The organism is Mycoplasmopsis meleagridis, from assembly GCF_900660695.1.
Taxonomy (GTDB): Bacteria; Bacillota_I; Bacilli_A; order Mycoplasmatales; family Metamycoplasmataceae; genus Mycoplasmopsis; species Mycoplasmopsis meleagridis.
In genome coordinates, this window is sequence record NZ_LR215042.1 from 535,460 (window position 1) to 560,285 (window position 24,826).

The following is a 24,826-nucleotide window of genomic DNA, read 5'->3' on the forward strand; positions in this document are numbered from 1 at the left end:
TACTAAAAATAAAAATATCCTAAAAGGATATTTAATCAATTTGATTCAAAAAATCTTCGAAATCTTGTTTAGTTTTTTTATCTAATTCAATAGCAATTCCTACATAAGCTTCTGGGCCAGTATGAATAGAAACGACCGGAGAAATATATTTAACAAAAACATTTTGTTTAAATGTTTCATTAAAAGTCTTAACAAATAATTCTTTTTCTTCCTTCTTAGCTCCTGAATGTAAATAACAATATAAAATCTCGTTTTCTGAATTAGTTTTTATAAAATTCTTTTTACTTTCAATATTTTTTATAACAGCTTTTTTAAATATTCTTCCTATTCCTTCTTTCAATAATTGGCCATTATCAAAAGCTATTAATGGAACAATACTTAACATTTTTGCAACTAAAGCTGCCGAAGGGTGCAATCTGCCTCCCTTAACTAAATATTTATTGTATTTAGGAATAAGAGTAATAGAATTACGAAAACCTTTTTTCTCTATAAAATCGATGTATTCGTCAATTTTATCACTGTTTTCTTTAATTTTGTTTTCAAGCCATATTAAATCTAATAGAATCAGTTGAACAATTTGCTTTGATTCAATAACTTTTACATTACTAAATTCATTTGCTATTGTAGAAAGCATTTGATATGTTCCTGATAAATGCTTAGAAATAGGATAAATGATAACTTTATCATATTTAGAGCTTAATTCACTAATCATTTCTTGAGCTTGATAAATATTAATCGCAGATGTCTTAGCATCAACATCGTTAGTATAATAATCAAAAAGATTTTTTCCATTAATATCAATGCCGTCTCGATATTCTTTGCCATTGATAATAATATGTAAAGGTAAAAAATATCAACCTTTTTGCTCAGCTTCTTCTTTAGTTAAACCGCAAGAAGAATCAACTATAATTGCGTATTTCATATTGTTATTATAATATTAATAAGTATAATTAACTTATGATATTTTTCAAAATAGACGATAAATTCCCTGATTCTACCATCGTTTTCGTTGATTCTTCGATAAATGCTACTAAAGTAATTCAATTAAATAAAAGTAAAATTTCTTGTTTAGTAGATGAAAATAACAATGTTAAATTAATTAATTATTACGAACCAGTTAAATTAGATAGAAACTACGGTTTTTTACCTATTGATCTACAAAATAGTATTATTTCTAAAATTAAAAATGAAAATAAAGAATTAATGTTTAACAAAAAAGAATTCTTTAAATTAGGAAAAATAATTAAAAGAGAAAAGCATCCTAATAGTGACAAATTAGCAGTTTTAACAATAGATTATAAAGAATTTAAAAATCAAATTATTACAAATACAACTTTTACTAATGAAGATAAATTTTTTATTTTTGCTTTAGAAGGAGCTATAACTGCTCAAGGAGATGAAATAAAAAGTGGCAAAATACTTAGTGTTGAAAGTAATGGTATGCTAGCTTCGCCTAAAGCTTTAGGTATTAAAAAATATGATAAAAATAACTGAGAAGAGTTTATAAATTTAATTAATCAAAGTGAATTTATTGATAAATATTGGGGGAATGATTTAACAGAAATAATTACTAAATTACAAGGAGAGTAATGACTTTACTAGAAGAATTAAAATTAAGAGGCATTCTTAAACAAATTAGTAATGAAAATAAATTTTTATCCTTAAATCCTTATGAAACAGGAGTATATGGTGGATTTGATCCAAGTGCTAAAAGTCTTCATTTAGGTAATTACATCTTAATTGCTACTCTAAAAAGATTTATGCAATATGGCTATAAAACTTTTGCTGTAGTTGGCGGAGCTACTGGAATGATTGGCGATCCTTCTTTTAAGGATAGTGAAAGAGTATTATTAGACAATAAAACTGTTTTGAAAAATAAAAATAACATTATAAGTCAATTAACTTTTCATAAACTTAATGCTATTGATAATTATGAAATTTATAAAGATATGAATGTTCTTGATTTTTTGCGAAATGCAGGAAAATTAGTTAATATTTCAAACATGCTTGCTAAAGAATCTGTTGAAAAAAGAATTCAAAGAGGATTATCGTTTACTGAATTTACATATCAGTTATTACAAGGGTATGACTTTTTAAAACTTTATCAAACTAAAAAAATATGCATACAAGTTGGTGGAAGCGATCAATGAGGAAACATAATAACTGGTATTGATATGATCGAAAAAGTAGAAGGCGTTAATCACAAAGCACTGGCTATTACACTTGATTTGTTAACTGATGAAAACGGAAACAAAATAGGTAAATCTTCTGGTGGAGGATCATTATGATTAGACAAAGAATTAACTTCACCTTATCAAATGTATCAATATTTATTTAACCAAAGTGATTTAACTTGCGAAAAATTATTAAAATGATTAACTTTTCTTAAAATTGAAGAAATCGATAGTTTACTTAAAAAACATTTCCTATTCCCAAAAGAAAGATTGGCTCAAAAAGTTTTATCTTATGAAATAGTTAAAGATATTTTTGGAAAGAAATATGCTGATGAAGCGCAAACTATTTCAAATATTCTATTTAACAATGATTTTGATTTATTAGCCCTTAAAATAGAAGAATTAGAAAAAATTGAAAAATACTTAAATGTTATAAATGTTGATTTAAATAGTAATTTAATTAATTCTCTTATCGCTAATAAAATTATTCAATCTAAAAGGGAAGCAAGAGAATTTATCAATAATCATTCCTTAAAAATAGATGGTGAAAATATTACTATGGACACTATTTTTTATCCTAAAAATTATCAAAATAAATATGCTTTTTTTAAAAAAGGCAAAAAACAAATTTATTTGATTAAAGCAGTTTAATTCTGCTTAATGCCAAATTAGTTTAATGGTAGAACGGTTGACTCGTAATCAACTAGCACGAGTTCGATTCTCGTATTTGGCACCATATGCTAAAGCAAAAAAAAGAAAAATAAGTTTAACCGCTTATTTTTCTTTTTTTCTTCTTTGTTAAATTTACTACATAATTACATTCTGGATAGTTTTCACAAGCAAAAAATTCACCATATTTGCTTTTTTTAAGAACTAACCTTCCATTGTCTTTAACACAAGTTTTATCTGAATATTTAGGTCTAATGTAATTACATTCTGGATAATTGGAACAACCAAAAAATCTTCCAAATTTAGAACTTCTCTCTAATAAATCTCCTCCTAAATCTCCTCCGTCAAGAGGGCATTTTTCATCCAAAATATTAGTAGTTATAGCTGTTTTTTCTAATAAATCATTTGCTTCATTATAGCTTTTGTTAAATCTGAATCAAAAATCATTCATTACTTCTTTGTAATCTTGTTTATTTTCAGCAATTTTATCAAGCTCATCTTCAACTTTAGCTGTATAACTTTCGTTAATAATTTTTGGAAAACCTTTAAGTAATTTGTCTAAGACAACAGTTCCAAATTCAGTAGGATGCAAATATCCATCAATATTATTAGCATATTCTCTTTCGATAACAATTTTAATAGTAGAAGCAAAAGTAGATGGCCTTCCTACTTTGATAATATCAAGAGCTTCAATCAAAGCTCCTTCACTATATCTTGCTGGAGGTTTAGTGAAATGATTAGAAATTTCGAAATCAATTACTTTAACCTTTTCGCCTATTTTATAGTCTAATACAGTATTGATTTCATCCTCATTTTCATCATCATTATCATCTTTAATAACATAATAACCTTTAAATGTGGTTTGGCTTGTTGAAATTTTAAAAATTAGATCATTTTTCTTAAAGGTATAATTTTTAATTTCTTTGACAGGAGGGCTAATTAAAGCTTTAAGTGTATTTTCGTAAATTAGTTTATAAATCTTATATTCGTAGTCATTTAATGCATATTTTTCTTTAGCTTCATTCGGAGTTAAAGAAATATCAGTTGGTCTAATAGCCTCATGAGCATCTTGATCCCCTGAAAAACCTTTAATTTCGTCTAAAATATATTCTTTACCAAACTTGTTTTCAATATATTTTCTAGCGTTATTAATGAAAACCTCGCTAAGTCTAGTACTATCTGTTCTAGGATAACTTATTAATCCCCCGTCACCATAACCTTCATAAAGTTTTTGAGCAGCATTTTGTGTAACAACAGCACTATAAGGTGATTTTTTATATAAAACAGCTTGTTTAAAAGGTGAAATTAAATTATTTTTTCTAGTTGAAACTTTAATATTTTCTACTATTATTTCCTTAGTTGGTTCCTTTTCTAATTCGCCTCTTATATAGGTTAATTCGTCATTAAATATTCATGATTTTTTGTCAGCTTCGTGATTGGGCATATAAATATGCGCTTTAATTTCTTGATTATTATTTTTTAACAAAGCATCAACTTTAAAATATTCTATAGGTTTAAAACTAGTAATTTCATTTTCTCTATCAACGATTAACTTTAAAGCAATCGATTGCACTCTTCCAGCACTAGGATTTTTTGGCGAATTAGATAATTTATACTTCATTAAATTAGATAACCTAAAACCAATAATACGATCTAACATTCTTCTAGTTTTTTGAGCATTAACTAAATTTTCGTCAATTTTTTTAGGATTATTTATGGCGTTATGAATAGCTTCAGAAGTAATTTCGTTATATTTTATTCTGTAGTATTTATTTTTTATTTTTAAATTATTAACTAAATGTTCACCAATTGATTCACCCTCTCTATCAGGGTCGGTCGCAATGTAAACTATTTTTGCTTTTTTAGAAGCTTTTTTTAAACCATTTACTATTTCTTTTTTTTCTGAATCAATTACATATTTGGGTTCTCAATTTTCTAAATCAATACCTAATCCCATAGTACCGACTGTACTTAGTTTCATAATATGACCAACTGAAGCCATAACATCATATTGATCACCTAAATATTTTTTAATTGTTTCTACTTTATTCGGAGATTCGACTATAACTAATTTATCAGACATAAAAATAAGAATACCACAAAAAAATCTTTTTAGCATTAATATTATTAAATTAAGTTTATTAAATGAACCTTTTTGTTTTGTAATTTGATTTGCAATATTTACATTATATTTTTTTATATTATAATTAACCTGAGTAATTTTAATTACTCCTTGGCTAATTAGCCCAAAAGTCCAAAAGGAGAGTATTTTGAGATACGAAATCATGTTAATTGTCGATCCTAAAGCTGAAGCTTCAATTGGTTTTGAACTTATTGAAGAAGTTTTTGGAAAAGACAATGTTAAAAAGGCTGAAAAGCTCGAAAATACTGATTTAGCATACGAAATAAACAAATCTTTAAAAGCTCAATATTTAATTTTTGAAGTTTTAAGCGAAAATAAATTAATTTCTGAATTTATTCGTCGTAGTAATATCAAAAAACAAATTTGAAGACATCTTGTAATTAATTTAGACAGTGAAAGAGGATTAGGCAAAAAAGCTAAACTTTCGAAAAAAGCATACAAAAATCTACATTCAAGTAAAGAAAATAAAGACGTTAAAAAAACAATTAAACCTGCTAAAAACGATAACTAATTAATTTGTAATTTATGATGAAGGGGGGTGTTTATGAGTTTCAATAAAGTTCTCTTAATAGGAAGAATTAGTAATGAACCAAGAATGTTTGTTACTAGTTCAAATGTTAATTATGTTAGATTTAATATTGCTATTGACAGAAAAAATACAACAAATAATTTAACTGATTATATTCCTTTAACAGCCTGAAGAGAGAGTGCTTCTTTTATAATGAATAATTTAAAAAAAGGCGACTTAATCTTTATCGAAGGTAAATTACAAACTTACTTAAGTAAAGAAAATCAAACCATTTTAGATGTTCAAATAGATAATTTTCAAGCTCTTGAAACTAGAGAACAAAGAGAATTAAGAAGAAACAAACGCCCTAGTTATAATCCTTCTTCAGGGATTAATTATTATCAAAATAATTTTTCAGGTAATTTTGGCAATAATTCTCCTAATGATGAAGAAAATATAGATAAACCAAATGGATTTATCGATTTAACTGATTTGGGATCTTATTCAAATTACGAAAACAATAAAAAAGCCGCTGAACAAATTAAGAAAAATAACGATGTTAGTGATTTTTACGTTGATTATGAAGACGAAGATGAAAATAGCATAGAAACATATTAATTAGGTAATTATGGTAAAAAGAAATAACAAAAAAAATGGTTTTATTAAACGTCGTAAATGTGAATTATGTGAAAATGCAATTAACTATGTTGATTACAAAAATGTAGAATTTTTAGCTAAATTTGTTAACGGAACTGGCCAAATTAAAGTAAGGGCATTGACTGGAACATGCTCAAAACACCAAAGACAAATTTCAAATTCAATTAAAAGAGCACGTTTTATTGCTCTAATGCCATATGCTAAAGACAGAGTTCGTGTTATGAAAAGCCAACAAGCACAACAACGTCAACAATAAAAATACACCTTTTTAGGTGTATTTTATTTTAAAAAAATATAATAAAAATATGAATTTCAAAGAAATATTTATTTGTAATACCGATACTGTCTGTGGCATAGGTGGGCCAGTAAAAAAAGAGACTTTAGAAGTTCTTTATTTTTTAAAAAAAAGACCTAAAAACAAGAAAATAATGATTCTTGTTGGCTCAATTGAACAAGCCAAACAATTCAAAGAATGAAATATGGAAGCTACTAATTGGGCATTAAAATACTGACCAGGAGCATATTCGATCATAGTAAATGGACAAGGTTTTAGAATGCCTAATAATAAAGAACTTTGTGATTTTTTATTAACTAATGGACCAATGTATGTTACTAGTGCCAATATTTCTGGAAAAGAACCTATTCAAATCGAAGATGCAAAAAAAATATTTCCTCAAATTAAAAATATTTACAAATTTAAAGGAAATATAACCAATAAAGCAAGCGAAATATTTGACATAAAAAATAATAAATGAATTAGATAAATTTAAAGTTCAATTTTAATTACTTCAATTAAAGATTTTAAAAGTTCATCTTCTAATTGCTCTAGAAGATTTAATTCTTTTTCTAATTTTAGAACTTCTTCTATTTTTGGCTTAGTGACAGGAGATTTGGGAGCAAAAAGTTCGCAAGTTTCATTAGCTTTCTGAATTGATAATTCATATGTACCAATATTTTTGGCAAGATCAATTGTTTCTATTTTGTCATTAGTTAATAAGGGTCTAAAAATAACTAGATTTGAAGAAGAAGCAATTGTTTGAATTGATTCTAATGTTTGTGAAGCTACTTGTCCTAAATTTTCACCATTTGAAAGAACTTTTATATTAAGTTTATTAGCTAATTTATTGGCAATTCTATAAAAACTTCTTCTCATTAAATTAATTTTATAAGCTTGATTAGATACTAAAGAAATATAGTTCATTAATTTTGCATAATTAGCTAAATATAAAGTGCTTTGTCCTTGATAATTATTTAGAATTTTTAATATGCTATTTAATTTATCAATTGTTTTTTGATCAGTTTGTGGCGGAGAAATAAAAGATAGATAAACTATTTCTAAGCCTCTTTTCATTAATTTATACGCTGCAACAGGAGAATCAATTCCACCACTCATTAAATGTAAAACTCTCCCTGAAATGCCAGTTGGTAAGCCGCCACTAGCTTTTATTTCCTTAGTAAAAACATATGCAAAATCTTTTCTTATTTCTATATTTATAGTCAAATCAGGAGAATTTAAATCAACTTTTAAATGCGGAAAATTAGCTAATAAAATTGCGCCTAATTTCTGATTTATTTCATTTGACGTTAAAAAATAGTTTTTATCTGCTCTTCTTGCGTTAATTTTAAAAGTTTTTATTTTTTCATTTATCAATGTTTTTGCAATATTAACTAAATTATCAAATTCTTTACTAGTTTCAACAACAGGAGAATAGGATTGAATACCAAAAATATACTTTAACTTTTCTAAATTATTTTCAGAATAAGGAATAAACATTCTGTCAAATTGTTTTATAACTATAACTTTAAGAATATTTTTTATATTATGAGCCAATTTTTTAGTAAAGTCATCCCGATTTTTGTGTTTCAAAGTAAGTTCGCCATATCTAATTAAAATTTTGTTATACACTTTTATCTCCTCTTAATGAACTTTACTAAAGAATTAAAAGCAAAATCATACTTTTTAGTAGCTATGTTTTTATCAATTACATCTTTAATAATTATAAATTTATCGTTATTTACATATTCAAAAACATATTTATCATAAATACTTTTAATCATATTAACATATAAATAGTCTTTAAAAATTTTGCTAAATAAATGTATTAAGTTATCAAGAAAAATATTTTTATCATAAGCATCATTATTTTTATTTTTTATTTCATTTTGAACTGAAATAAGCAAATTGAAATTGGCATTATTATTTTCAATTAAATGATAGTTATCTTGCATTCACAAAATTATGTTGTTATAAATAAAATCTATATTTTTCTTATTTTCTAAAACAATTTTTTCCGCAAAAGAATTAGCAATATACTTATTTGTATTATCAATAATATTGCGTATATCGTTAAATGATTTTTTAAGACTATATGCATCATCTAAATTTATATGTTTTTGTCTATAAATAAGGCTTATATGATTATAAACAGAAGTTAGTAAAGAATATAAATCATTAAATTGTTCTTCAGTTAAAAATTGTCTTATCTTAGTAAATTTCTGAATTTTTTCTTCTATGTTAGATAGTAATTTTATTTGCATCTTTCAATAATTTATATACTTTTCTTCTACATAAAGCTTATATTCAATTGAATATATTCCATTTAAAATGTCTTTGATTACTTTAATTGTTCTATTATGATTTTCTTGAACTCAAAGATTTTTTAAACTAATTATTTGACTTTCTAAATAGTTTATTTTATGCATGCTTATATTTAATTGTTTAAGATTGTTTAATTTTTGATCAAGCAAAGTTGTAATGGTATATTCCATCTTTTTAAGCTTATCTACTTTTTCACAAAAAAGATTGATTCTTTTTTCGTTTTCACTTATTAAAATAGCAACATTAGAAATATTTTTTTCAATCTTATCATTTTCAATTTGGTTAGTTAAATTAAATAATTTATTTAATTGATTAAAGCAATATTCATAGGAATTAATTAACTTTTTTTTGTTAGATGTTAAATATTCTCTCAAAAGATTCAATGCGCTAAAAGATACATTAGCAACATTTTCTATAGTGTTTCAATATTTATTTATTTCACCTGTAACATCTTTGTAATCAATATTAATTTCTTCATAATTTTCATGATAATTTCTAATTTTGTTTTTTTCTTTTAAAAGACTAAATATTTTCTTTTTATTAATTAAATCAAGAACAAAAAACTTATACTCATCAAAATCATCTTTTAGTTCATTTATTTTGTTATTAATTTCAAATAATTTTTGTAAATTATCGAAATAAATTGTTTGCTTTAAATTCAATTTTTTTAATCTTTTTAAAGTAGAGTTATACTCATTTTTTGCATTCATGAAACAATTATTTAATGTTTCAATTTCTTTATCAAAATAAGATAATTTTGCATTTCTTCAAAAGATTATAAATAATCCTAAAGCAACTATAAATATGAAGAATACAGCAAAAATAATAAGAAAATATTTAACAGTTAAACTCATAAAAGAATTATATTAATTAATTTAAAAATAATAAAAATTCTCGGATGAGAATTTTTATTTCTTTTCTTTATGAGAAGTTTGTTTTCTACAATTGTTGCAGAATTTTGAAATTTCGATTTTTTCAGGATTATTTTTCTTGTTTTTCTTGCTGATGTAATTTTCATGTTTACATTCAGTACATGCAAGTATAAGCCCTTCTCTTGGCATTTTGCCTCCTATATGTCATTCCAAAAATTAAAAGTAATTATATAAAATTTCTATTTTATTAGGTTATTTTGCTTGCTATTTTTTTTAAATTAATAATTGCTTTTTTAACACTATCATAAGCTGCACTACGCGTTGTAGCAGTAATATTAGCTATTTCTTGATAAGATAAATTTTCATAAAAATATAAATAAAAAGCCTGTTTTTGAGTTTGGGTTAAAAATTCTTTATACTCTTCAAATAGATCTATTAAATAATCTATTTCATCAATATCATTAATTTTGTTCATCTGTAATTAAATCTCTAGTCATTGCATATATAAATTTATCTAAGTCAAATTCTTCTAAATCATCTAATCCTTCGCCTAAACCGATATATTTAACATTTAAATCAAATTCGTCTTTAATAGATAAAATAATTCCTCCTTTAGAAGTACCATCCATTTTGGTAAGAATAATTCCACTTAAATAGGTTATTTCATTAAACGATTTGGCCTGCGAAATACCATTTTGACCAGTGGTTGCATCTAAAACCAATAAGCATTCGTGTGGTGCGTCATTTTGAAATTTTTTTATAACTTGATAAATTTTTTCTAGTTCTTTCATTAAATTAATCTTATTTTGTAATCTACCAGCAGTGTCGATTAACAAAATATCATAATTTTCTTTTTTTGCTTTTTCTAAAGCGCTATAAATAACAGAAGCAGGATCAGCATTTTCTTTAGCAGACTTTACTATATCTGCACCTACTCTATTCGCTCATATTTCTAATTGATTTACTGCGCCAGCTCTAAAAGTATCACCAGCTGCAATTAGAACTTTTTTGCCTTCTTTAACGTATTTATGGGCTATTTTAGCAATTGACGTAGTTTTTCCACTTCCATTAACTCCAATAAAAATGAAGACATTTAATCTATTATCTTGATAATTTAACGATGTATCAACAATGCTATTATTAGTGTAAATAACAAACATTTGATCTGCTACTAATTCACCTATATCTTTAGGATTAGTCAAATTTCTTTTTCTAACTTCATTTTTAATATGAGTAATAATTGCATATACCAAAGAAGAATTAATATCACTCATTATCAAAATTTCTTCTAATTCTTCAAAAAAATCTTCATCAATTTGTTTACTTTTATTTTGTAAATCAAGAATTTTTTGTCCTAAAGAAGATGATTTAGCTAATCCTGTTTTATATTTTTCGAGTTTTTTTGATTCAATTAGTTCTTTTTCTTCTCTTTGCTTAATTTGCTCTTCTTTTACTTTGACATCTTTTTCTTTATCACCAAATAGTTTATTTTTTAAATATTTAAAAAAACCCATAAAACTCCTCATTTTAAAGTATATATTAAATACTTTTATCTTATTTTATTAATTTATTTTATGCGCAGATAAGGTATAATTTTTTAAATTTATACATTGAGAGTTGTGGAGCTTAGTTAGCTTTGAAGCATGCCAACCTACTTTATGCAAGGTGGATAACAAGGGTTTTATACCAACATGTATTTCAAAAATTTATGCCTCCTGCTCATGGAGGCTTTTATGTTGAAGAAAATTCTTTTTACAAGTGAATCAGTAGGAAAAGGTCACCCTGATAAAATTTGCGATCAAATTTCAGATGCAATTTTAGATGGTTATTTAAAAGTAGATAAAAATGCGCATGTTGCTATTGAATCAATGATAAGCGCTAATTTACTCATTATTACAGGCGAAGTTAGCTCAAAAAAACACATAGAAATTCTTCCTATCGTAGAAAAAATAATTTTTAGCTTAGGCTTAAGTGAATGATATAGTAAAGTTCAAAAAATTATTAACATTAACGAACAAAGCCCAGATATTAAACAAGGTGTTATATTAAATGATAATGAAATAGGGGCAGGAGATCAAGGAATAATTTTTGGTTTTGCTACTAATGAAACTGAAACTTTTATGCCTCTGGCTATTAGTATTTCTCATGATTTAGTTAAAAAAGCAGAAGAATTAAGATTGAATCAAAATTCTCCTTTTTCTTCGTGAGCAAAAAGCGATATGAAAAGTCAAGTAACTATAGATTATAGTCATAGCACTCCTATTGTCGACACTATTTTAATGTCTATTCAACACAACGATAATTATGATAAAAATGCGTTTAACAAATTTGTTAAAGAAGAAATAATTAAAAATGTTTTGGATAAATATAACTTAAAAATGCCAAAAAAAATCTATATTAACACCACAGGAAAATTTGTTATAGGCGGACCACAAGGAGATACTGGTTTAACTGGTAGGAAAATTATTGTAGATACTTATGGTGGTGCTGCGAAACATGGTGGAGGTGCTTTTAGCGGTAAAGATGGCACTAAAGTTGATAGATCAGGCGCTTATGCAGCTAGATGAATTGCCAAAAATATTGTTGCTGCAGGCATAGTTCCTAAAATTGAAATACAAATTTCTTATGCCATCGGAATAGCTAAGCCAACATCTATTTTTGTTGATACTTTTGGTTACAAAAACGGAGAAATTGATAATAAAATCATAGATTGCATAAAATCAATTTTTGATTTAAGACCAGCTAGTATTATTAAAAATTTAAATTTGAGAAATCCTATTTTCGAACAAACTGCTGCTTTTGGGCATTTTGGAAGAAATGATCTTGACTTGCCTTGAGAAAAATTAAATAAAATTAACGAGATTAAAAAATTTTTTAATACAAATTAATTCTCTCTTCGATTTATAAAAGACATCAGCGCAGTAAATGTAATATCGATTTTATTTGTACAAATAAAATTTTATATATTAAAATATTTCTATAATTAATAGTATGCAAAGGAGAAAACATGGATGTAATTAATGTTAATTCTTTTAAACCAGGCATAACTTTTGAAGATGGTTGCGAAATTTTTGTTGTTTTAGATGCTCAACATTCAAAACAAGGAAGAGGACAAGCTAACGTTAAAGCAAAAGTTAAAAATTTAAGAACAGGCAGCATAACTATTAAATCATATACTGGTGGCGATAAGGTAAATAAAGCTCACATTGACAAGAGACCTATGAATTTTCTTTATTCTGATGGAGAAAATATTATTTTAATGGATAATGAAACTTATGAACAAATTGAAATTCCTGTTAAAAATGTTGAATGAGAATTAAACTTTTTAAAAGAAGGTTCAATTGTAAAAATTAGAAAATATAACGAAGAAGTTCTAGATATTGAATTAGATGCTAACGTTACTTTACAAGTAGTTAGCGCTCCAGATGCAGTTAAAGGAAATACAACAACTAATCCACAAAAAAAAGTTCAATTGGAAACTGGTTTTGAAGTAGAAACACCAATGTTTATAAAAGATAATGATTTTATCATTGTGTCCACTGAAACAGGCAAATATGTTGGTAAAGGTAACAAATAATAATGAATTACGTTACTGTTAATTACTCAGTTAATCAATCATATTCCATTTCTAAATATACTTTTGTTCAATTAGTCAATAATTGTATTAATGACACATCATTTATCAAATTATCATCTGAACCTAAAATAGTATTAATCAAGAAGAAAAATAATGTTGGCTTTATTATTAATATAGAGATTAAAAAAGGAAAAAATATTTCTACAGTGATTAATAATTTTATTAATGAATTAGAAATGCGTTTTTTGTCTCTTTTAGATTTAAAACCTGCTTCAATTAAAATCTGTTTCAACGGAACGTATTAAAAAGTTTAAAATCAGCAAACTTTTTTTATTTTTTCTTTTGTTTATAATAGATAAAAACGGGGGTTTAGTATAATGGCATTACTGCGGTCTCCAAAACCGTTTATAAGGGTTCGAATCCTTTAACCCCTGCCATTTTTTATTTACTTCATATTAACCAATAAAATAAAAAATACTGCTACTTATTTGCAGAAAAAACAAATAAAATTTGTTTGATAGTAGGAACAGTTACTATAAATTAGATAATTAAGATTAACTTATATAATTAATATGACAAGATAGAAGGAGAAATCAATGAAATTAGTCAAAGTTGAAGCAATTGGTTTTAAATCTTTTGCTGATCCAATTTCTCTTAAATTTGATGGTGGAGTAGCAGGCATTATTGGGCCTAATGGTTCTGGTAAATCTAACATTAATGATGCTATCAAATGAGTTCTAGGCGAAAGAAGCGCTAAAGAATTACGTGGTGATAATATGGAAGATGTTATTTTTGCAGGTTCAAAAACTGCAAAAGCAATGAACAAAGCAGAAGTAACATTAACTTTTGATAATCGTGATGGTCAAAGCAATTTACCACACCAATTTATAACTATAAGTCGTGTTCTTGAAAGAGGCAAAGGAAACACCTATTATATTAATGGTGAAATTTGTAACCTTAAAGATATTAAATCAATAGCAATGGAAACTGGTATTGGTAAATCTTCTCTTGCAATTATTTCTCAAGGAACAGTTAGCGACATAGCTGAAGCAACAAATGAAGAAAGAAAAGCTATTTTTGAAGAAGCCGCCGGAGTTTCTAAATTCAAATTTCAAAAAAGAGAAGCAACTGTTAAGTTAGAGAAAACTCAAAATGGCCTTGATAAGGTTAATGCCGTTATTGCAGAAATTGAACACAATTTAACTTCATTAAGAAAAAAAGCAGAAAAAGCAAGACAATTTATTGCCTTGAAAGATCAACTTAAACAAATTGAGGTAGGACTATTAGTAGATAGAATTTCTGTTTTCGGTGAACAATTCAGTACTTTACAAGCAGAATTAGAAGGCGTTACCGAAACTCAAACTGACTTAGAAAATAAAATAGCTACTTTCAATCAAAAAATAAATATTACTCAATCTTCGCTTGCTGATGAAAATAATACTGCTAGGGAACTTTCAATTAAAATTGATGAATTAACTAAGAGAATACATCAATTAGAAATTAATTTAGCTGTTGAAAACGAACGTAATAAAAATATAATTGATGGTTTAACTAAAGCAAGTGCTGAAGAAATAGCTGCTTCTTATCGTGAGTTAATAGAATCTAATGCACAAAAGATGAAAACTTACGATTCGGATATTGTTAATCTTAATAATGCAATCACAGAAAAAGAACAAGAATCAGAAAATATCTTACAAAAAAGTAATGAAGTTAATATTTTAATTACCAAAAAAGCTACTGAAATTACTAAAATACAAACCCTACTAAATAATTTGTTACAACAAAAAGAAAATTTAGGTTTAGTCTCTAAAGGAACAAAAAATATTTTAGAAAACAAAGCCTATTTTGGTAAAGCATTAAAAGGAACAGTTGCAGATTTAATTAAAGTTGATAATGAATATCTTATTGCTATTAACGCAATTTTAGGTCCTTCTGTACAAAATCTTGTTGTTGATAAATCAGAAACAGCTGTTAAAGCAGTTAATTTCCTTAAAGATAATAATGGGGGAAGAGCTACTTTTATACCGCTAACTTCAATTCAACCTAAATATGTTAGGGATGATTTATTATTAGCTATACAAGGGCATCCTGGCTATGTTGGAGTAGCTAAAGATTTAGTTCAAATAGCTCCTGAATTCGATATATTGGTCAAATTTTTACTTGGTAATATTATCATTACAAGCGATATTGAAAGCGCTGACAAAATTTCTAAAGTTTTAGAACATCGTTATATGGTTGTTTCTCTTGAAGGAGATATTGTTAGAACTGGCGGTGTAATAACTGGTGGTGCTCAACAAAATATGCAAAGTATTTTAGGCCTTGATGAAAAAATAGAACAATTAAAAAATGCATTGCCTGGAATTAAAGTTGAATTACAAAATCTCGAAGCTAAACAACATGAACTTATAAATGGTAGAAATAATTTAATTAACTTAATCAATAATACTAAGCAACAATTAATTATCTTAAGAAATAAGAGATTAGATGCTCAAAAGTTATACGACGAATATAATGTTAGATATAACGAATTAGGAAATAAAAAACTCATCATTGATGAAATTAAAATTAATGAACAAAGTGAAATTATTAGTAAAGAAAAACTTGAAAGTGAATTGCTAAGTTTACAATCACAATTACACGCAAAGCAATCTAATATTCAAAGTTTATCTTACGATATTAAAGTATTCGAAAGAACAAGAAACGATTTTCAGGATAGTTTAAACAAATTTAATAAATCGTATGCAGATAAACTTGCTAATAAAGAAAAAGCAAAAATAATTCTTGATCAATCAAGAGAACGTTTAGTATCAGAATATAAAATGACTTTTGAAAGCGCTCAACTCGAATTTAAATTAGAAATTGACGCTAATGAAGCAGAAGAAATAGTAAAAGATCTAAGAGAACAAATTGTAAAATTAGGATCAATTGATATTGAATCTCTTGAAAAATTAGTAGAAGAAGAAGAAAGATACAATAAATTGTCAGCAGATGCTAAAGAATTGAGTGATGCTAAAGATGCTATTGTTAGTGCTATTTCTGAACTAGATAAAATTATTATAAGCAGATTAACTACTCTTGTAGAAGAAGTAGATAGTGAATTTAATAATGTATTTAAAACAATGTTCGGCGGTGGACAAGCTAAATTATTTTTCGATAATCCAAAAGATATACTTAACTCTGGAGTCGATATTCAAGCTCAACCTCCGGGAAAAAGCATTAAAAATCTTAAACTTTTTTCAGGTGGAGAAAAGTCACTTATCGCAATATCATTATTGTTTGGAATTTTAAAAGCAAGACCTCTTCCTCTCTGTGTTTTAGATGAAGTTGAAGCAGCCTTAGATGAAGCTAATGTTGTTCGTTATGCTGAATATTTACAAGAATTAAAAGAAAAAACGCAGTTTCTTGTAATTACTCATAGACATGGAACAATGAGTAGAGTAAATTCACTTTTTGCTGCTACAATGCAAAATAGAGGTGTTACTACTTTCTTTAGTATTTCCATGGATGATGCTAAAAAACTAGTAGATGATGAACAAAAAGATGTTGAAGATCTTGAAAAAGGTAAATTAGCAAAAATTCATGAAGAAGAAATGAATTCAAGAGATGTTTAATATTTATAGAATAATAAAAAATGCTACGTAAATTAGCATTTTTTATTCAACAAAACTTGTTTTAAAATTACCTATAACGTTATTTATGTTTTTAACTCTTATTCAAAGGGTTTTATCAATTATTTTTAAATCTCTTAATAAACTTCTTGATTCTAATAATAATATGGTTGTTTCTATTTTATAAATTTCTTTTCCTGTATATCCACTTGTTGCTTTAGTAATTGTATAAGCATGTCAATATTCAATGGCTCTAAAATAAGCAATCACTTTTGAAGGATCCGCACATGATATTTCTATTCCGACTTTTTTATATTTAGGATAAAGTAATCCAACAAGACCGTTTGCTATGAATATATAAAAAATAGTTGAAAACTCTCTCATGCCAACAATTGTTTTGGCCTCATGATTTATTACATAAATTGGGTTGCCGTTATCTAAATAACCTTTTATCATAACTGCTGGTTTGTGAGGATCAACAATGCTATAAATTACTAAAAATATTAATGAGCTAGTGAAAGAAACTACCATCAAGATACTTGAAACACTTTTCTTTTTCTTAGTTGTAAAAAAATAAGCTATAAAATCTGATCCACCGGTAGATCCCCCACTTTTTCAAGCCATTGCTATAGCAACTCCTAGAAACATTGAACCAATTAATCCATTAATAAAAATTGGTCATGTTACGGGATTTTCAGCCACTATTTTTACTCCATTTTCAACAACTTCAATTGTTTCCTTTCATCCTGGAGCTACATTAAAAGTTGAAGTAATAAAATGATTGACTGGCTCATAAGTAAATATGGCATTAGTTACTATTTGAGAAAACATAAATCCTAAGGACATTAATAAGAAACTTTTCTTAATTTTTAACTTTACTCTAAAAAAAGATTTAGTTTTTTCAAATTGTAAACCCACAATTATAAAAAGAGGAATATTAACAATAACATAAATTAAGGCAAATAATTTATTAATATCACTTCAATGTGGTTTTACTAATAAAACAGTTAAAGTGGGTATACCTGTAAATCCGCTTGGTATTGTATTTGCCTTCGCTAAAAAAGCATTCACCCCAAAATTAAATATTAAAGCAGCTAAAAAAACTAGTATTACTCTTTTTGATCAAAGTTTAATATTTTGTTTTTTGACTTCCTTATTTTTGCTATTTAATTTTCTAAAATTGTATTGGCCCATTTCAGTCATATTTATATCAACATCACATATTCTAAATGGTTCTCATTTTTCATTATCAGGATCATAATTAGGGTCTAAATTTAAATTATTTGGTTTCTTATTCTGCTTAAAAAAATTTACAATTTTTTGCCCTTTTTGATTAACATTTTTCATAAGTGTATTAATTATAAATATTAAAAAAATATACTATATAAAAATTTTTTATATTTTTTAAGTTCAAATATCTTAATAGTAATATATATCAGCTAATCCAGTTATCATGTTTGCTCCAGATTTAATTAGAAATGTATTACCGTCATCTAAAGAATAACCTGGATAACAATAAACTTCTTTACCTACATTAGCGAAAGATAATGCTAAATTGATAATTCCAGAATTATTTTTTGCGCTATAACAAATTAAATATTTACATAATAGTGAAATTAAAACATTTCTTTCTCTATAGCGTTCTAATTTGGGATTAACATTGGGAGGGTACATACTTATTAGCAATTCTTTTTCATCAATTATTTCCTCATTATTAAATCCTATTCCATTTGCTAAAGGGAAAATGATATTTCCTTCTTTTTCTCTTCATTTTTGAATAATATAAGCATCCAAATTTTTAAAATTTGTAGTTACTAAAGTATTATTTTTAACTAATATTTCAATATTATTTTGAATATTATTCTTGCAAATATCATTATCGTAATCTGCTGTTAAACATATTTTATTATTTTTTAATAATTCTAAATTTCCTTTATAAAAAAGAACATATGGAGAATATTTAACAATTTTTAAATCACTAGGATAATTATCATCCAAAACCGTTATATATTCTATATTTTGTTTTTCTAACTCTAACAAGAATTGAGTTAATTCTGCTTTATTAGTTTCCTCCTTATTTCTTAAAGCATAATAAATATCTTTTATATTACCTTTATATTTTCATGTTAAATAAACTAACGTTTCTTCCATTTCTTCTTAATTTAATTTGATATAGAAAAATTCTAAAAATAAACTTAATGTAAACTAAAATGATGAAAGTTTGCTTCAATAAAAAACTAAAAGAGCGTGAGTTACTCTTTTAGTCTATCTAATTTTTTCTTTCTGAATAAACAGAGGCATATGTACGATTTCTACGTTTTTCAAATTTTACATATCCTTCGATTAATGCATATAAAGTATCATCTTTACCAATTCCTACATTTGTTCCAGGAAAAATTTTTGTTCCTCTTTGACGAAAAATAATTGATCCTGCAGTACAAAATTGACCATCACCAAGTTTTATACCTAATCTTTGGCCGCGACTATCACGTCCATTTCTAGTGGAACCACCAGCTTTTGTGTGTGCCATTTCGTATTAACCTAGAATTTCTTTAATTTCAACACGAGTATATGGTTGGCGATGACCAAGTTTTCTTTTATGAGTAGATTTTGGATTATGACGGTAAACTACTATTTTTTTAGCTTTGCCTTGTTTCTTGATGATACCTGTAACTTTTGCATTAGTAACATATGGGCGACCAATTTTATTATTTATTAATAATACTTTGTCAAATGTAACTAAATCGCCCTCTTTGCCTTCGATTTTTTCAATGAAGATTGTTTGCCCTTCATTTTTAATTAAAATTTGTTTGCCTCCAGTTTCGATTATAGCCGTCATGCTATAAACCCCCTGTTTTTTGTGGCTCATCTTTAAGGTGATAAAAAATATACTTAAACCTTTTTAGAATGGTTACAAAAGTAACTTTACTATTATATAAATTTATAAGAAAAAATTAAATAATTAACTGCTAATAATAGTAATAAATAGTTTTAGAATTGTTATTTGAAGAATTATCATTACTTCATTTAAGAGAATTATCTTTTGTTTTTACTTCACCGTTTGAAGAAGAAAACATTTTTATAATATTTGAAATAGTGGATATTCCTGAAAAAATTACTGGCGCTAAAGTTACAAATGTAGTTACTATTGATCCACCACTAATATTAGCTTCTTCTTGCTTATTAAGTTTTTTAAAATTATTTTTATCCATTATCCTCCTTTTTGTATTTCTTAATTATCAAATGGATAATAAAATTAAAAAAATAGACTTAATGTAAATAAAAATACTATAAGTCTATTTTTTATTTGTTGTTACAACTACTAATGATGGTTTAATAACTCTTTCATATAATTTATACCCTGGCGAATTTACCTTAATAACAGTATTATTTGGCAAACTATCATCTTCTTTTAATTCAACAATTTTGGATGAAAAATGATCAAATTCCTTATTTACTTCTGGTCATATTTCTATTAAACCATTATTATTCAAAATATTATCTATAAGAGATAAAACCATTTTAAATCCAAATACATAATTTTTTACGTCATTATTAGAATTATTTTCGCCAGTAGATATTGCACTTTTAAGTGTTGAATAAGGCTCTAAAAATTCTTCTAAAAATTTTTGCAGTGCATATTTTTTAATGTTAGCTAATTCCTCTTCAGGCATTGTAAATTTTTCTATTATTTTCGACTCTTTAGCTTTTTTAACATCATTAATAGCTAATCTTAATTGATTTTCTGTATGAGCAAGTTTTTTATTTAAAATTTCTATAGAACTTTCTTTAATATTTAAGTTGTTTTTTAATTCCTTTAAATTAGATTTTAATTCTACTAATTCAGCTGGTTTATAATCTAAAATATTAATTTCAAAAGTTAGAACTTTATTATGAAATTGTTTGTCTTTTTTATCATTATTTTTATGATTAATAGTCAATTGATTAACTAAATTTTTACCAATTAATAAATTGCTGTATAAATCTGCTTTATTTTCTGTTAGAACTAATTCTTCTTTTTCTCTACAATATTTTTCTATCACTTTCTTATTTTCATCATATACTTTAAGATCAAACTTTATAAAGTCTCCCTTTTTATAGACAAATAAATAATTTTCCATTAATTATTCTCCTTGCATTTTTCTTCTATTAGCTCTTCTAAAGCTTCTAGAGCAACTAATCCTTTTTTATAATCCATTCTCTTTGTTCCAACTATTGAAATTTCTCTAATTTTTGAATTAGCATGAATTTTTTTACTAATAATTGCTGAATTATCATCACCTATAGCTATTTTAATATTATTATCTTCATCATTTTTATGTTCAGATTCAATTGTTTCTCATATTGATTTATTTTCAATAATATCAAGTATTTTTACTAAATTTTTCCTTTCAATTTCTTCAGCTAAAATTAATTTATCTTTACCATAGACAAAATTTTTTTGTTCAACTTGGAAATTAAAAATATTTTCAACAAAACTTTGAATTAATTCTTCGTAATTTTTAATTGAAACTGACAAAATATCTTTTAAATCAGTAACTAAATTTTTTAATTCGGTTAATCTTGCATCAATTAATCTTTCTTTAAAAATTCTTATTGCTATTCTTAAATCTTCCATTTTGACCATTTTATTGGTCAAATTCATCATTTTAGAAAACACTTTTCCATTTGAATCAACCAAAATAATAGTTGCTTTAGTTTCATCAAGAGGAACTAAACTAATTGATTTTAACAAATCATCTTCATTAGTTTCAGAAGTAACTAGGGCAAAATTAGTAATTTCATTTATAAAATTTACCCCTTCGTCTAATGTGTTGTCAATTGAATTTCAACGTTTTGAAAAAATGTCTTTCATTTTGTTTTTTAGTTTATTTTGATTTTCTGAAGCTAAATTATTGATATAAAATTGATAACCGTTTTTTGAAGGTATTCTTCCGCTAGATTTATGATTTTTGATTAATAAATTGTTTTGTTCCAATTCATTTAAAATGTAACGTACTTTTGCAGACGAAATATTTAGTTTATATTTTTCTACCAATAATTGGGAAGAAATAGGTTCTCCTAATTCTATATACGTTTCAATAGCATATTTAAGAATTAAATTTTTTTCAGCATCATTTTTCTTTCTAGACATAAAAAAAATTATACTTTATTTAGCAGAATTTAATAGTTCTCTGCTAAATATTTTTTACAGAAAATTAAATAATAAAAAAGCCTTAAGGCTTTTTTATTATTTTTGATTTTTCTTTTGTTGGCTTTTGGCAAAACGTTGGTTAAATTTGTCTATCATACCTGTTGCTTTAGTTTTGGTTCTATCACCGGTATAAACTACGTGGCAGCCCGAGCAAACATCAACTGTAAATTGTTTTTTAACTGATTTGAATTGAAATTTTTTACCGCATGTTTGGCAACTAACTTCAACATCATAATAATCTGGATGAATATTTTTTTTCATAATATTTCCTTAATAAAAACTATTTTGAATAAAACTCTATAACGTAGTTTTCTTTAATTTCAGTATGAAGTTCGTTTCTTTCAGGCAATCTATCGAATTTGATAGTAAATTTAGTTTTATCAACTGATAATCAAGGAGAAGAAACTTTGGTTTCTAAAGCCTTAACAATTTCAGTATTTTTTTGTGATTTTTCTTTTAAAGAAATGATTGAACCAACATTGATTTTCATTGAAGGAATATTTGCTTTATGACCATCAACTTCAAAATGCCCATGATTTACCATTTGTCTTGCTTGTTTTCTCGTTGAAGCAAAGCCTGCACGATAAACTAAATTATCCAAACGACTTTCCAATAATTGCAATAAATTGGTTCCTGCAACACCTTTAATCTTAACAGCGTTTGCATAATATTTTTGCATTTGTTTTTCATTAATTCCGTATAAAAATTTTACTTTTTGTTTTTCATACAAGTGAAGGCCATAGTCTGATAGTTTAACACGTTTATTACCATGTTGTCCTGGTGCATAAGCTCTTTTTTTGCCTTTGGAAAACTCTTTACCTGTTTCTAAAATTGAAAAACCATAACGACGAGATTTTTTAAAAACTGGACCAGTATATCTACTCATGTTTCCTCTTTCTGCATAAAACATAAAAAGGGGAATACTCTAAATAGAAAATAAAATTTTAATGATTTCAGATATGCAGCAATCTTACTTTCAAATCTTTAAATGAAATGTTATTTTTAATATCTATGTATTCCTGCTGTAATATGCCAAATAATTATATATCAATTTAAAAATTCAAGTTTAAATAAAATTGTAATATCAAGCGATAAAATAGCTTTATTTGGTTTATTTATTATTTTGAAAATATTTACTATTGCTTAGTTTAATCAATTCATTAATCAAGAATTTCATATATCTAAAATCTTTAAGCTTACTTATTAATGAATCATTAGAAGTTTTGTTAATGTATATGTCAAATATTAATTCTTCACTTAGTAAATCATAAGAAATTAAAATATTGTTTTGTTTGTTTGTCTTGAGAACAAATAAATAAAGAAAATGCCCTTCATTTTTATGAGTTAAAAGACAATTATTACAGTTGCCGCTAGAATAAGTTAATTCATAGCTTTTTTCGCTAATGAGATTTTTTTTATCTATTGAAATAAATTCCAAATTTTTATTCTCTGTTATTTTAGAATCTAAAAACTGATGAACTAATAGACAAAATTGATTCAATTGTTTTTCTAAAATCTTTACTTTATAAGTTTTTCTATAGAATTTATACATTCTTTCATTAAGATAATTTATTTTATACGAGAGCATATTATTATTGTCTTTATAGAAAGAAAGCATTTTAATAATTAAAAGTAAAAAATAATAATTATTACCAATCTTTTCTTCAATATCTAATTTGTTGAATATATCGCTAAAATAGTGTTTTTTATCAAATATAACTAGTGATTTGGATTTTATTTCTTCATTTAAATTGACACAATAATTTTGTAAAAATAATTTTCTGTTTTTTTCAAATAAGGAAGGAGAAATAAATTCTTTTTCTAAAGAAACAAAATTGATAATATCGCTATTCGAAATAACAATATTCTTATTTTTTAAATCCAAATTCAAATCTTTATAACTATTTAGAAAATAGTCTATATACAAATATTTCAACTTATTAAAACTTACTTTAAAAAATCTATTGTCAATTTTTAAGTATAAACTATATTTATAATATTTATCTACCTTGATGATCAAGTCGTTTTCATTATGTTTAATATATTTGTTATAAGTTCAATTAACAGCAAAAAAATTATTCTTATTTTCTCTTTTAAAAGGGTTTTTAAATAACTCAAAAACAAATTGATTAGTAGTTTTATCAATTAATTTTACATTTAACAAATTAAAATATTGTTCTAAATTAGCAGCAAATGTTGTATTGCTTTTTCAAAAAACTCTGTTTGTTTCCTCTAAAAAACGTTTAAAAAAAACATTATCTACTATTTTTACATTTTTTAATTGTTCGTTTCTGTTTTTTGCAGAAGAAAAAATATCATTAACTAAATTATTGTTGTAAGAATCTATAAATTCAATAATAGTTTCATGATTAATATTATTAGTTAATAGTTTAATAAATTTCTCTTTAATATTAATTTTTAAACGCAATAGAATATTAATTTTATTTGTTTCTTTTTGAATAGTTTTATTTACATAAAAGTCTATTTCAAAAGGAAGTTTATTAGTATAAAAATTGCCTACTTCTCCTTGTTTATAGATATATACATTGAAATAATTTGCAAATAGACTTATAAAATTACTAAATGTTTTATCTTCAATTTTATTTTGTCCAGAAGTTATTAAAAAAGAGTAATTTTCATTCGAAAATTTCTTTTTAAAAAAATTAAAAAATTCAGAACAAAAATTGCTTATTGCATTTAAAAAATCTGTTTTATTTGAATAATCATGCAAATAAATTGCATTATTTATTAACTTTAATTTAACTTTTTTATTTATCAAATCTCTAGAATAATAAAATGAATTTTTTACTTCTTCTTGTTCCATA

At 25.3% G+C, this 24,826-nt stretch carries 27 protein-coding genes and 2 tRNA genes; 12 read left to right on the forward strand and 17 right to left on the reverse strand.

Translation table 4 applies throughout. From position 1 onward, the window contains the following. Positions 1 to 31: 31 nt before the first annotated feature. On the reverse strand, positions 32 to 922 hold the full coding sequence (locus EXC33_RS02190; protein WP_046097182.1) for a DegV family protein: 891 nt from the start codon (positions 920 to 922) through the stop codon (positions 32 to 34). A gap of 35 nt (positions 923 to 957) precedes the next feature. On the opposite strand from EXC33_RS02190, the gene tapR reads away from it, so the two are divergent. The 3 genes from tapR (at position 958) to EXC33_RS02205 (ending at position 2,910) form a co-directional block, all read left to right on the forward strand. Next, positions 958 to 1,590: a TyrS-associated PheT N-terminal domain-related protein TapR gene (tapR, locus tag EXC33_RS02195; RefSeq protein WP_046097181.1), complete on the forward strand. Its 633-nt coding sequence runs from the start codon at positions 958 to 960 to the stop codon at positions 1,588 to 1,590. Beyond that, positions 1,590 to 2,825, forward strand: coding sequence for a tyrosine--tRNA ligase (tyrS, locus tag EXC33_RS02200; RefSeq protein ID WP_046097180.1), 1,236 nt, complete (start codon positions 1,590 to 1,592; stop codon positions 2,823 to 2,825). Before tapR ends, tyrS begins: the two co-directional genes overlap by 1 nt. Before the next feature lie 11 nt (positions 2,826 to 2,836). Continuing rightward, positions 2,837 to 2,910: transfer RNA gene (locus EXC33_RS02205), tRNA-Thr, on the forward strand. Between the two features lie 30 nt (positions 2,911 to 2,940). On the opposite strand, the gene topA is transcribed toward EXC33_RS02205, so the two are convergent. After that, the gene (topA, locus tag EXC33_RS02210) at positions 2,941 to 4,926 is read right to left on the reverse strand and encodes a type I DNA topoisomerase (protein ID WP_082065522.1); all 1,986 of its coding nucleotides are present in this window, start codon (positions 4,924 to 4,926) and stop codon (positions 2,941 to 2,943) included. Between the two features lie 187 nt (positions 4,927 to 5,113). Here topA and rpsF point away from each other — a divergent pair, with 187 nt between their 5' ends. Genes rpsF through EXC33_RS02230 form a run of 4 tightly spaced genes read left to right on the forward strand, consistent with a single transcriptional unit; the run spans position 5,114 to position 6,915 of the window. Further along, on the forward strand, positions 5,114 to 5,497 hold the full coding sequence (gene rpsF, locus EXC33_RS02215; protein ID WP_223211578.1) for a 30S ribosomal protein S6: 384 nt from the start codon (positions 5,114 to 5,116) through the stop codon (positions 5,495 to 5,497). Positions 5,498 to 5,530: 33 nt separating this feature from the next. Next, complete coding sequence (locus tag EXC33_RS02220; RefSeq protein ID WP_052717044.1) at positions 5,531 to 6,112, forward strand: single-stranded DNA-binding protein; 582 nt, start codon at positions 5,531 to 5,533, stop codon at positions 6,110 to 6,112. A gap of 10 nt (positions 6,113 to 6,122) precedes the next feature. Then, positions 6,123 to 6,407, forward strand: a complete 285-nt coding sequence (rpsR, locus tag EXC33_RS02225; protein ID WP_046097178.1) for a 30S ribosomal protein S18 — start codon at positions 6,123 to 6,125, stop codon at positions 6,405 to 6,407. A gap of 49 nt (positions 6,408 to 6,456) precedes the next feature. Next, complete coding sequence (locus EXC33_RS02230) at positions 6,457 to 6,915, forward strand: Sua5/YciO/YrdC/YwlC family protein (RefSeq protein ID WP_046097177.1); 459 nt, start codon at positions 6,457 to 6,459, stop codon at positions 6,913 to 6,915. Between the two features lie 2 nt (positions 6,916 to 6,917). Here EXC33_RS02230 and thiI read toward each other — a convergent pair whose 3' ends face one another. Genes thiI through ftsY form a run of 5 tightly spaced genes read right to left on the reverse strand, consistent with a single transcriptional unit; the run spans position 6,918 to position 11,136 of the window. Further along, complete coding sequence (gene thiI / locus EXC33_RS02235; RefSeq protein WP_046097176.1) at positions 6,918 to 8,057, reverse strand: tRNA uracil 4-sulfurtransferase ThiI; 1,140 nt, start codon at positions 8,055 to 8,057, stop codon at positions 6,918 to 6,920. A gap of 2 nt (positions 8,058 to 8,059) precedes the next feature. Then, complete coding sequence (locus EXC33_RS02240; RefSeq protein WP_046097175.1) at positions 8,060 to 9,604, reverse strand: hypothetical protein; 1,545 nt, start codon at positions 9,602 to 9,604, stop codon at positions 8,060 to 8,062. 54 nt (positions 9,605 to 9,658) lie between these two features. Beyond that, a complete protein-coding gene (gene rpmG / locus EXC33_RS02245; RefSeq protein ID WP_063725429.1) occupies positions 9,659 to 9,811 on the reverse strand; it encodes a 50S ribosomal protein L33 in 153 nt (50 codons plus the stop codon). A gap of 58 nt (positions 9,812 to 9,869) precedes the next feature. Beyond that, a complete protein-coding gene (locus EXC33_RS02250; protein WP_046097174.1) occupies positions 9,870 to 10,097 on the reverse strand; it encodes a sigma factor-like helix-turn-helix DNA-binding protein in 228 nt (75 codons plus the stop codon). After that, positions 10,084 to 11,136, reverse strand: a complete 1,053-nt coding sequence (ftsY, locus tag EXC33_RS02255) for a signal recognition particle-docking protein FtsY (protein WP_046097173.1) — start codon at positions 11,134 to 11,136, stop codon at positions 10,084 to 10,086. The genes EXC33_RS02250 and ftsY overlap by 14 nt, the downstream gene beginning before the upstream one ends. Before the next feature lie 219 nt (positions 11,137 to 11,355). Between ftsY and metK the strand changes: the two genes are divergently transcribed. The 5 genes from metK to EXC33_RS02280 all read left to right on the forward strand — a co-directional run bounded on the left by metK (position 11,356) and on the right by EXC33_RS02280 (position 16,810). Beyond that, positions 11,356 to 12,510: a methionine adenosyltransferase gene (gene metK / locus EXC33_RS02260; protein ID WP_046097172.1), complete on the forward strand. Its 1,155-nt coding sequence runs from the start codon at positions 11,356 to 11,358 to the stop codon at positions 12,508 to 12,510. Between the two features lie 119 nt (positions 12,511 to 12,629). Beyond that, complete coding sequence (efp, locus tag EXC33_RS02265) at positions 12,630 to 13,199, forward strand: elongation factor P (protein WP_046097171.1); 570 nt, start codon at positions 12,630 to 12,632, stop codon at positions 13,197 to 13,199. A gap of 2 nt (positions 13,200 to 13,201) precedes the next feature. Further along, entirely contained in the window at positions 13,202 to 13,504 is a 303-nt protein-coding gene (locus EXC33_RS02270; RefSeq protein ID WP_046097170.1) for an MMB_0454 family protein, read from the forward strand. Between the two features lie 58 nt (positions 13,505 to 13,562). Then, positions 13,563 to 13,636, forward strand: a tRNA-Trp gene (locus EXC33_RS02275). 159 nt (positions 13,637 to 13,795) lie between these two features. Then, complete coding sequence (locus EXC33_RS02280) at positions 13,796 to 16,810, forward strand: AAA family ATPase (RefSeq protein WP_046097169.1); 3,015 nt, start codon at positions 13,796 to 13,798, stop codon at positions 16,808 to 16,810. A gap of 42 nt (positions 16,811 to 16,852) precedes the next feature. On the opposite strand, the gene EXC33_RS02285 is transcribed toward EXC33_RS02280, so the two are convergent. The 10 genes from EXC33_RS02285 to EXC33_RS02330 all read right to left on the reverse strand — a co-directional run bounded on the left by EXC33_RS02285 (position 16,853) and on the right by EXC33_RS02330 (position 24,825). Further along, the gene (locus EXC33_RS02285; RefSeq protein WP_046097168.1) at positions 16,853 to 18,154 is read right to left on the reverse strand and encodes a YitT family protein; all 1,302 of its coding nucleotides are present in this window, start codon (positions 18,152 to 18,154) and stop codon (positions 16,853 to 16,855) included. A 72-nt stretch (positions 18,155 to 18,226) separates the two neighbouring features. Then, positions 18,227 to 18,958: a DNA-processing protein DprA gene (locus EXC33_RS02290; protein WP_046097167.1), complete on the reverse strand. Its 732-nt coding sequence runs from the start codon at positions 18,956 to 18,958 to the stop codon at positions 18,227 to 18,229. Between the two features lie 118 nt (positions 18,959 to 19,076). After that, entirely contained in the window at positions 19,077 to 19,337 is a 261-nt protein-coding gene (gene rpmA, locus EXC33_RS02295; RefSeq protein WP_046097166.1) for a 50S ribosomal protein L27, read from the reverse strand. A gap of 6 nt (positions 19,338 to 19,343) precedes the next feature. Next, the gene (rplU, locus tag EXC33_RS02300; protein WP_046097165.1) at positions 19,344 to 19,646 is read right to left on the reverse strand and encodes a 50S ribosomal protein L21; all 303 of its coding nucleotides are present in this window, start codon (positions 19,644 to 19,646) and stop codon (positions 19,344 to 19,346) included. Between the two features lie 130 nt (positions 19,647 to 19,776). After that, on the reverse strand, positions 19,777 to 20,019 hold the full coding sequence (locus EXC33_RS02305; RefSeq protein ID WP_046097164.1) for a bacteriocin: 243 nt from the start codon (positions 20,017 to 20,019) through the stop codon (positions 19,777 to 19,779). An 84-nt stretch (positions 20,020 to 20,103) separates the two neighbouring features. Further along, positions 20,104 to 20,928, reverse strand: a complete 825-nt coding sequence (gene grpE, locus EXC33_RS02310; RefSeq protein ID WP_052717043.1) for a nucleotide exchange factor GrpE — start codon at positions 20,926 to 20,928, stop codon at positions 20,104 to 20,106. Beyond that, positions 20,928 to 21,941: a heat-inducible transcriptional repressor HrcA gene (hrcA, locus tag EXC33_RS02315; RefSeq protein ID WP_046097163.1), complete on the reverse strand. Its 1,014-nt coding sequence runs from the start codon at positions 21,939 to 21,941 to the stop codon at positions 20,928 to 20,930. The genes grpE and hrcA overlap by 1 nt, the downstream gene beginning before the upstream one ends. Before the next feature lie 96 nt (positions 21,942 to 22,037). Beyond that, positions 22,038 to 22,262, reverse strand: a complete 225-nt coding sequence (gene rpmE, locus EXC33_RS02320; RefSeq protein ID WP_046097162.1) for a 50S ribosomal protein L31 — start codon at positions 22,260 to 22,262, stop codon at positions 22,038 to 22,040. Between the two features lie 19 nt (positions 22,263 to 22,281). Then, entirely contained in the window at positions 22,282 to 22,887 is a 606-nt protein-coding gene (rpsD, locus tag EXC33_RS02325; RefSeq protein ID WP_046097161.1) for a 30S ribosomal protein S4, read from the reverse strand. A gap of 225 nt (positions 22,888 to 23,112) precedes the next feature. Continuing rightward, entirely contained in the window at positions 23,113 to 24,825 is a 1,713-nt protein-coding gene (locus EXC33_RS02330; protein ID WP_046097160.1) for a hypothetical protein, read from the reverse strand. Between the last annotated feature and the right edge of the window lies 1 nt (position 24,826).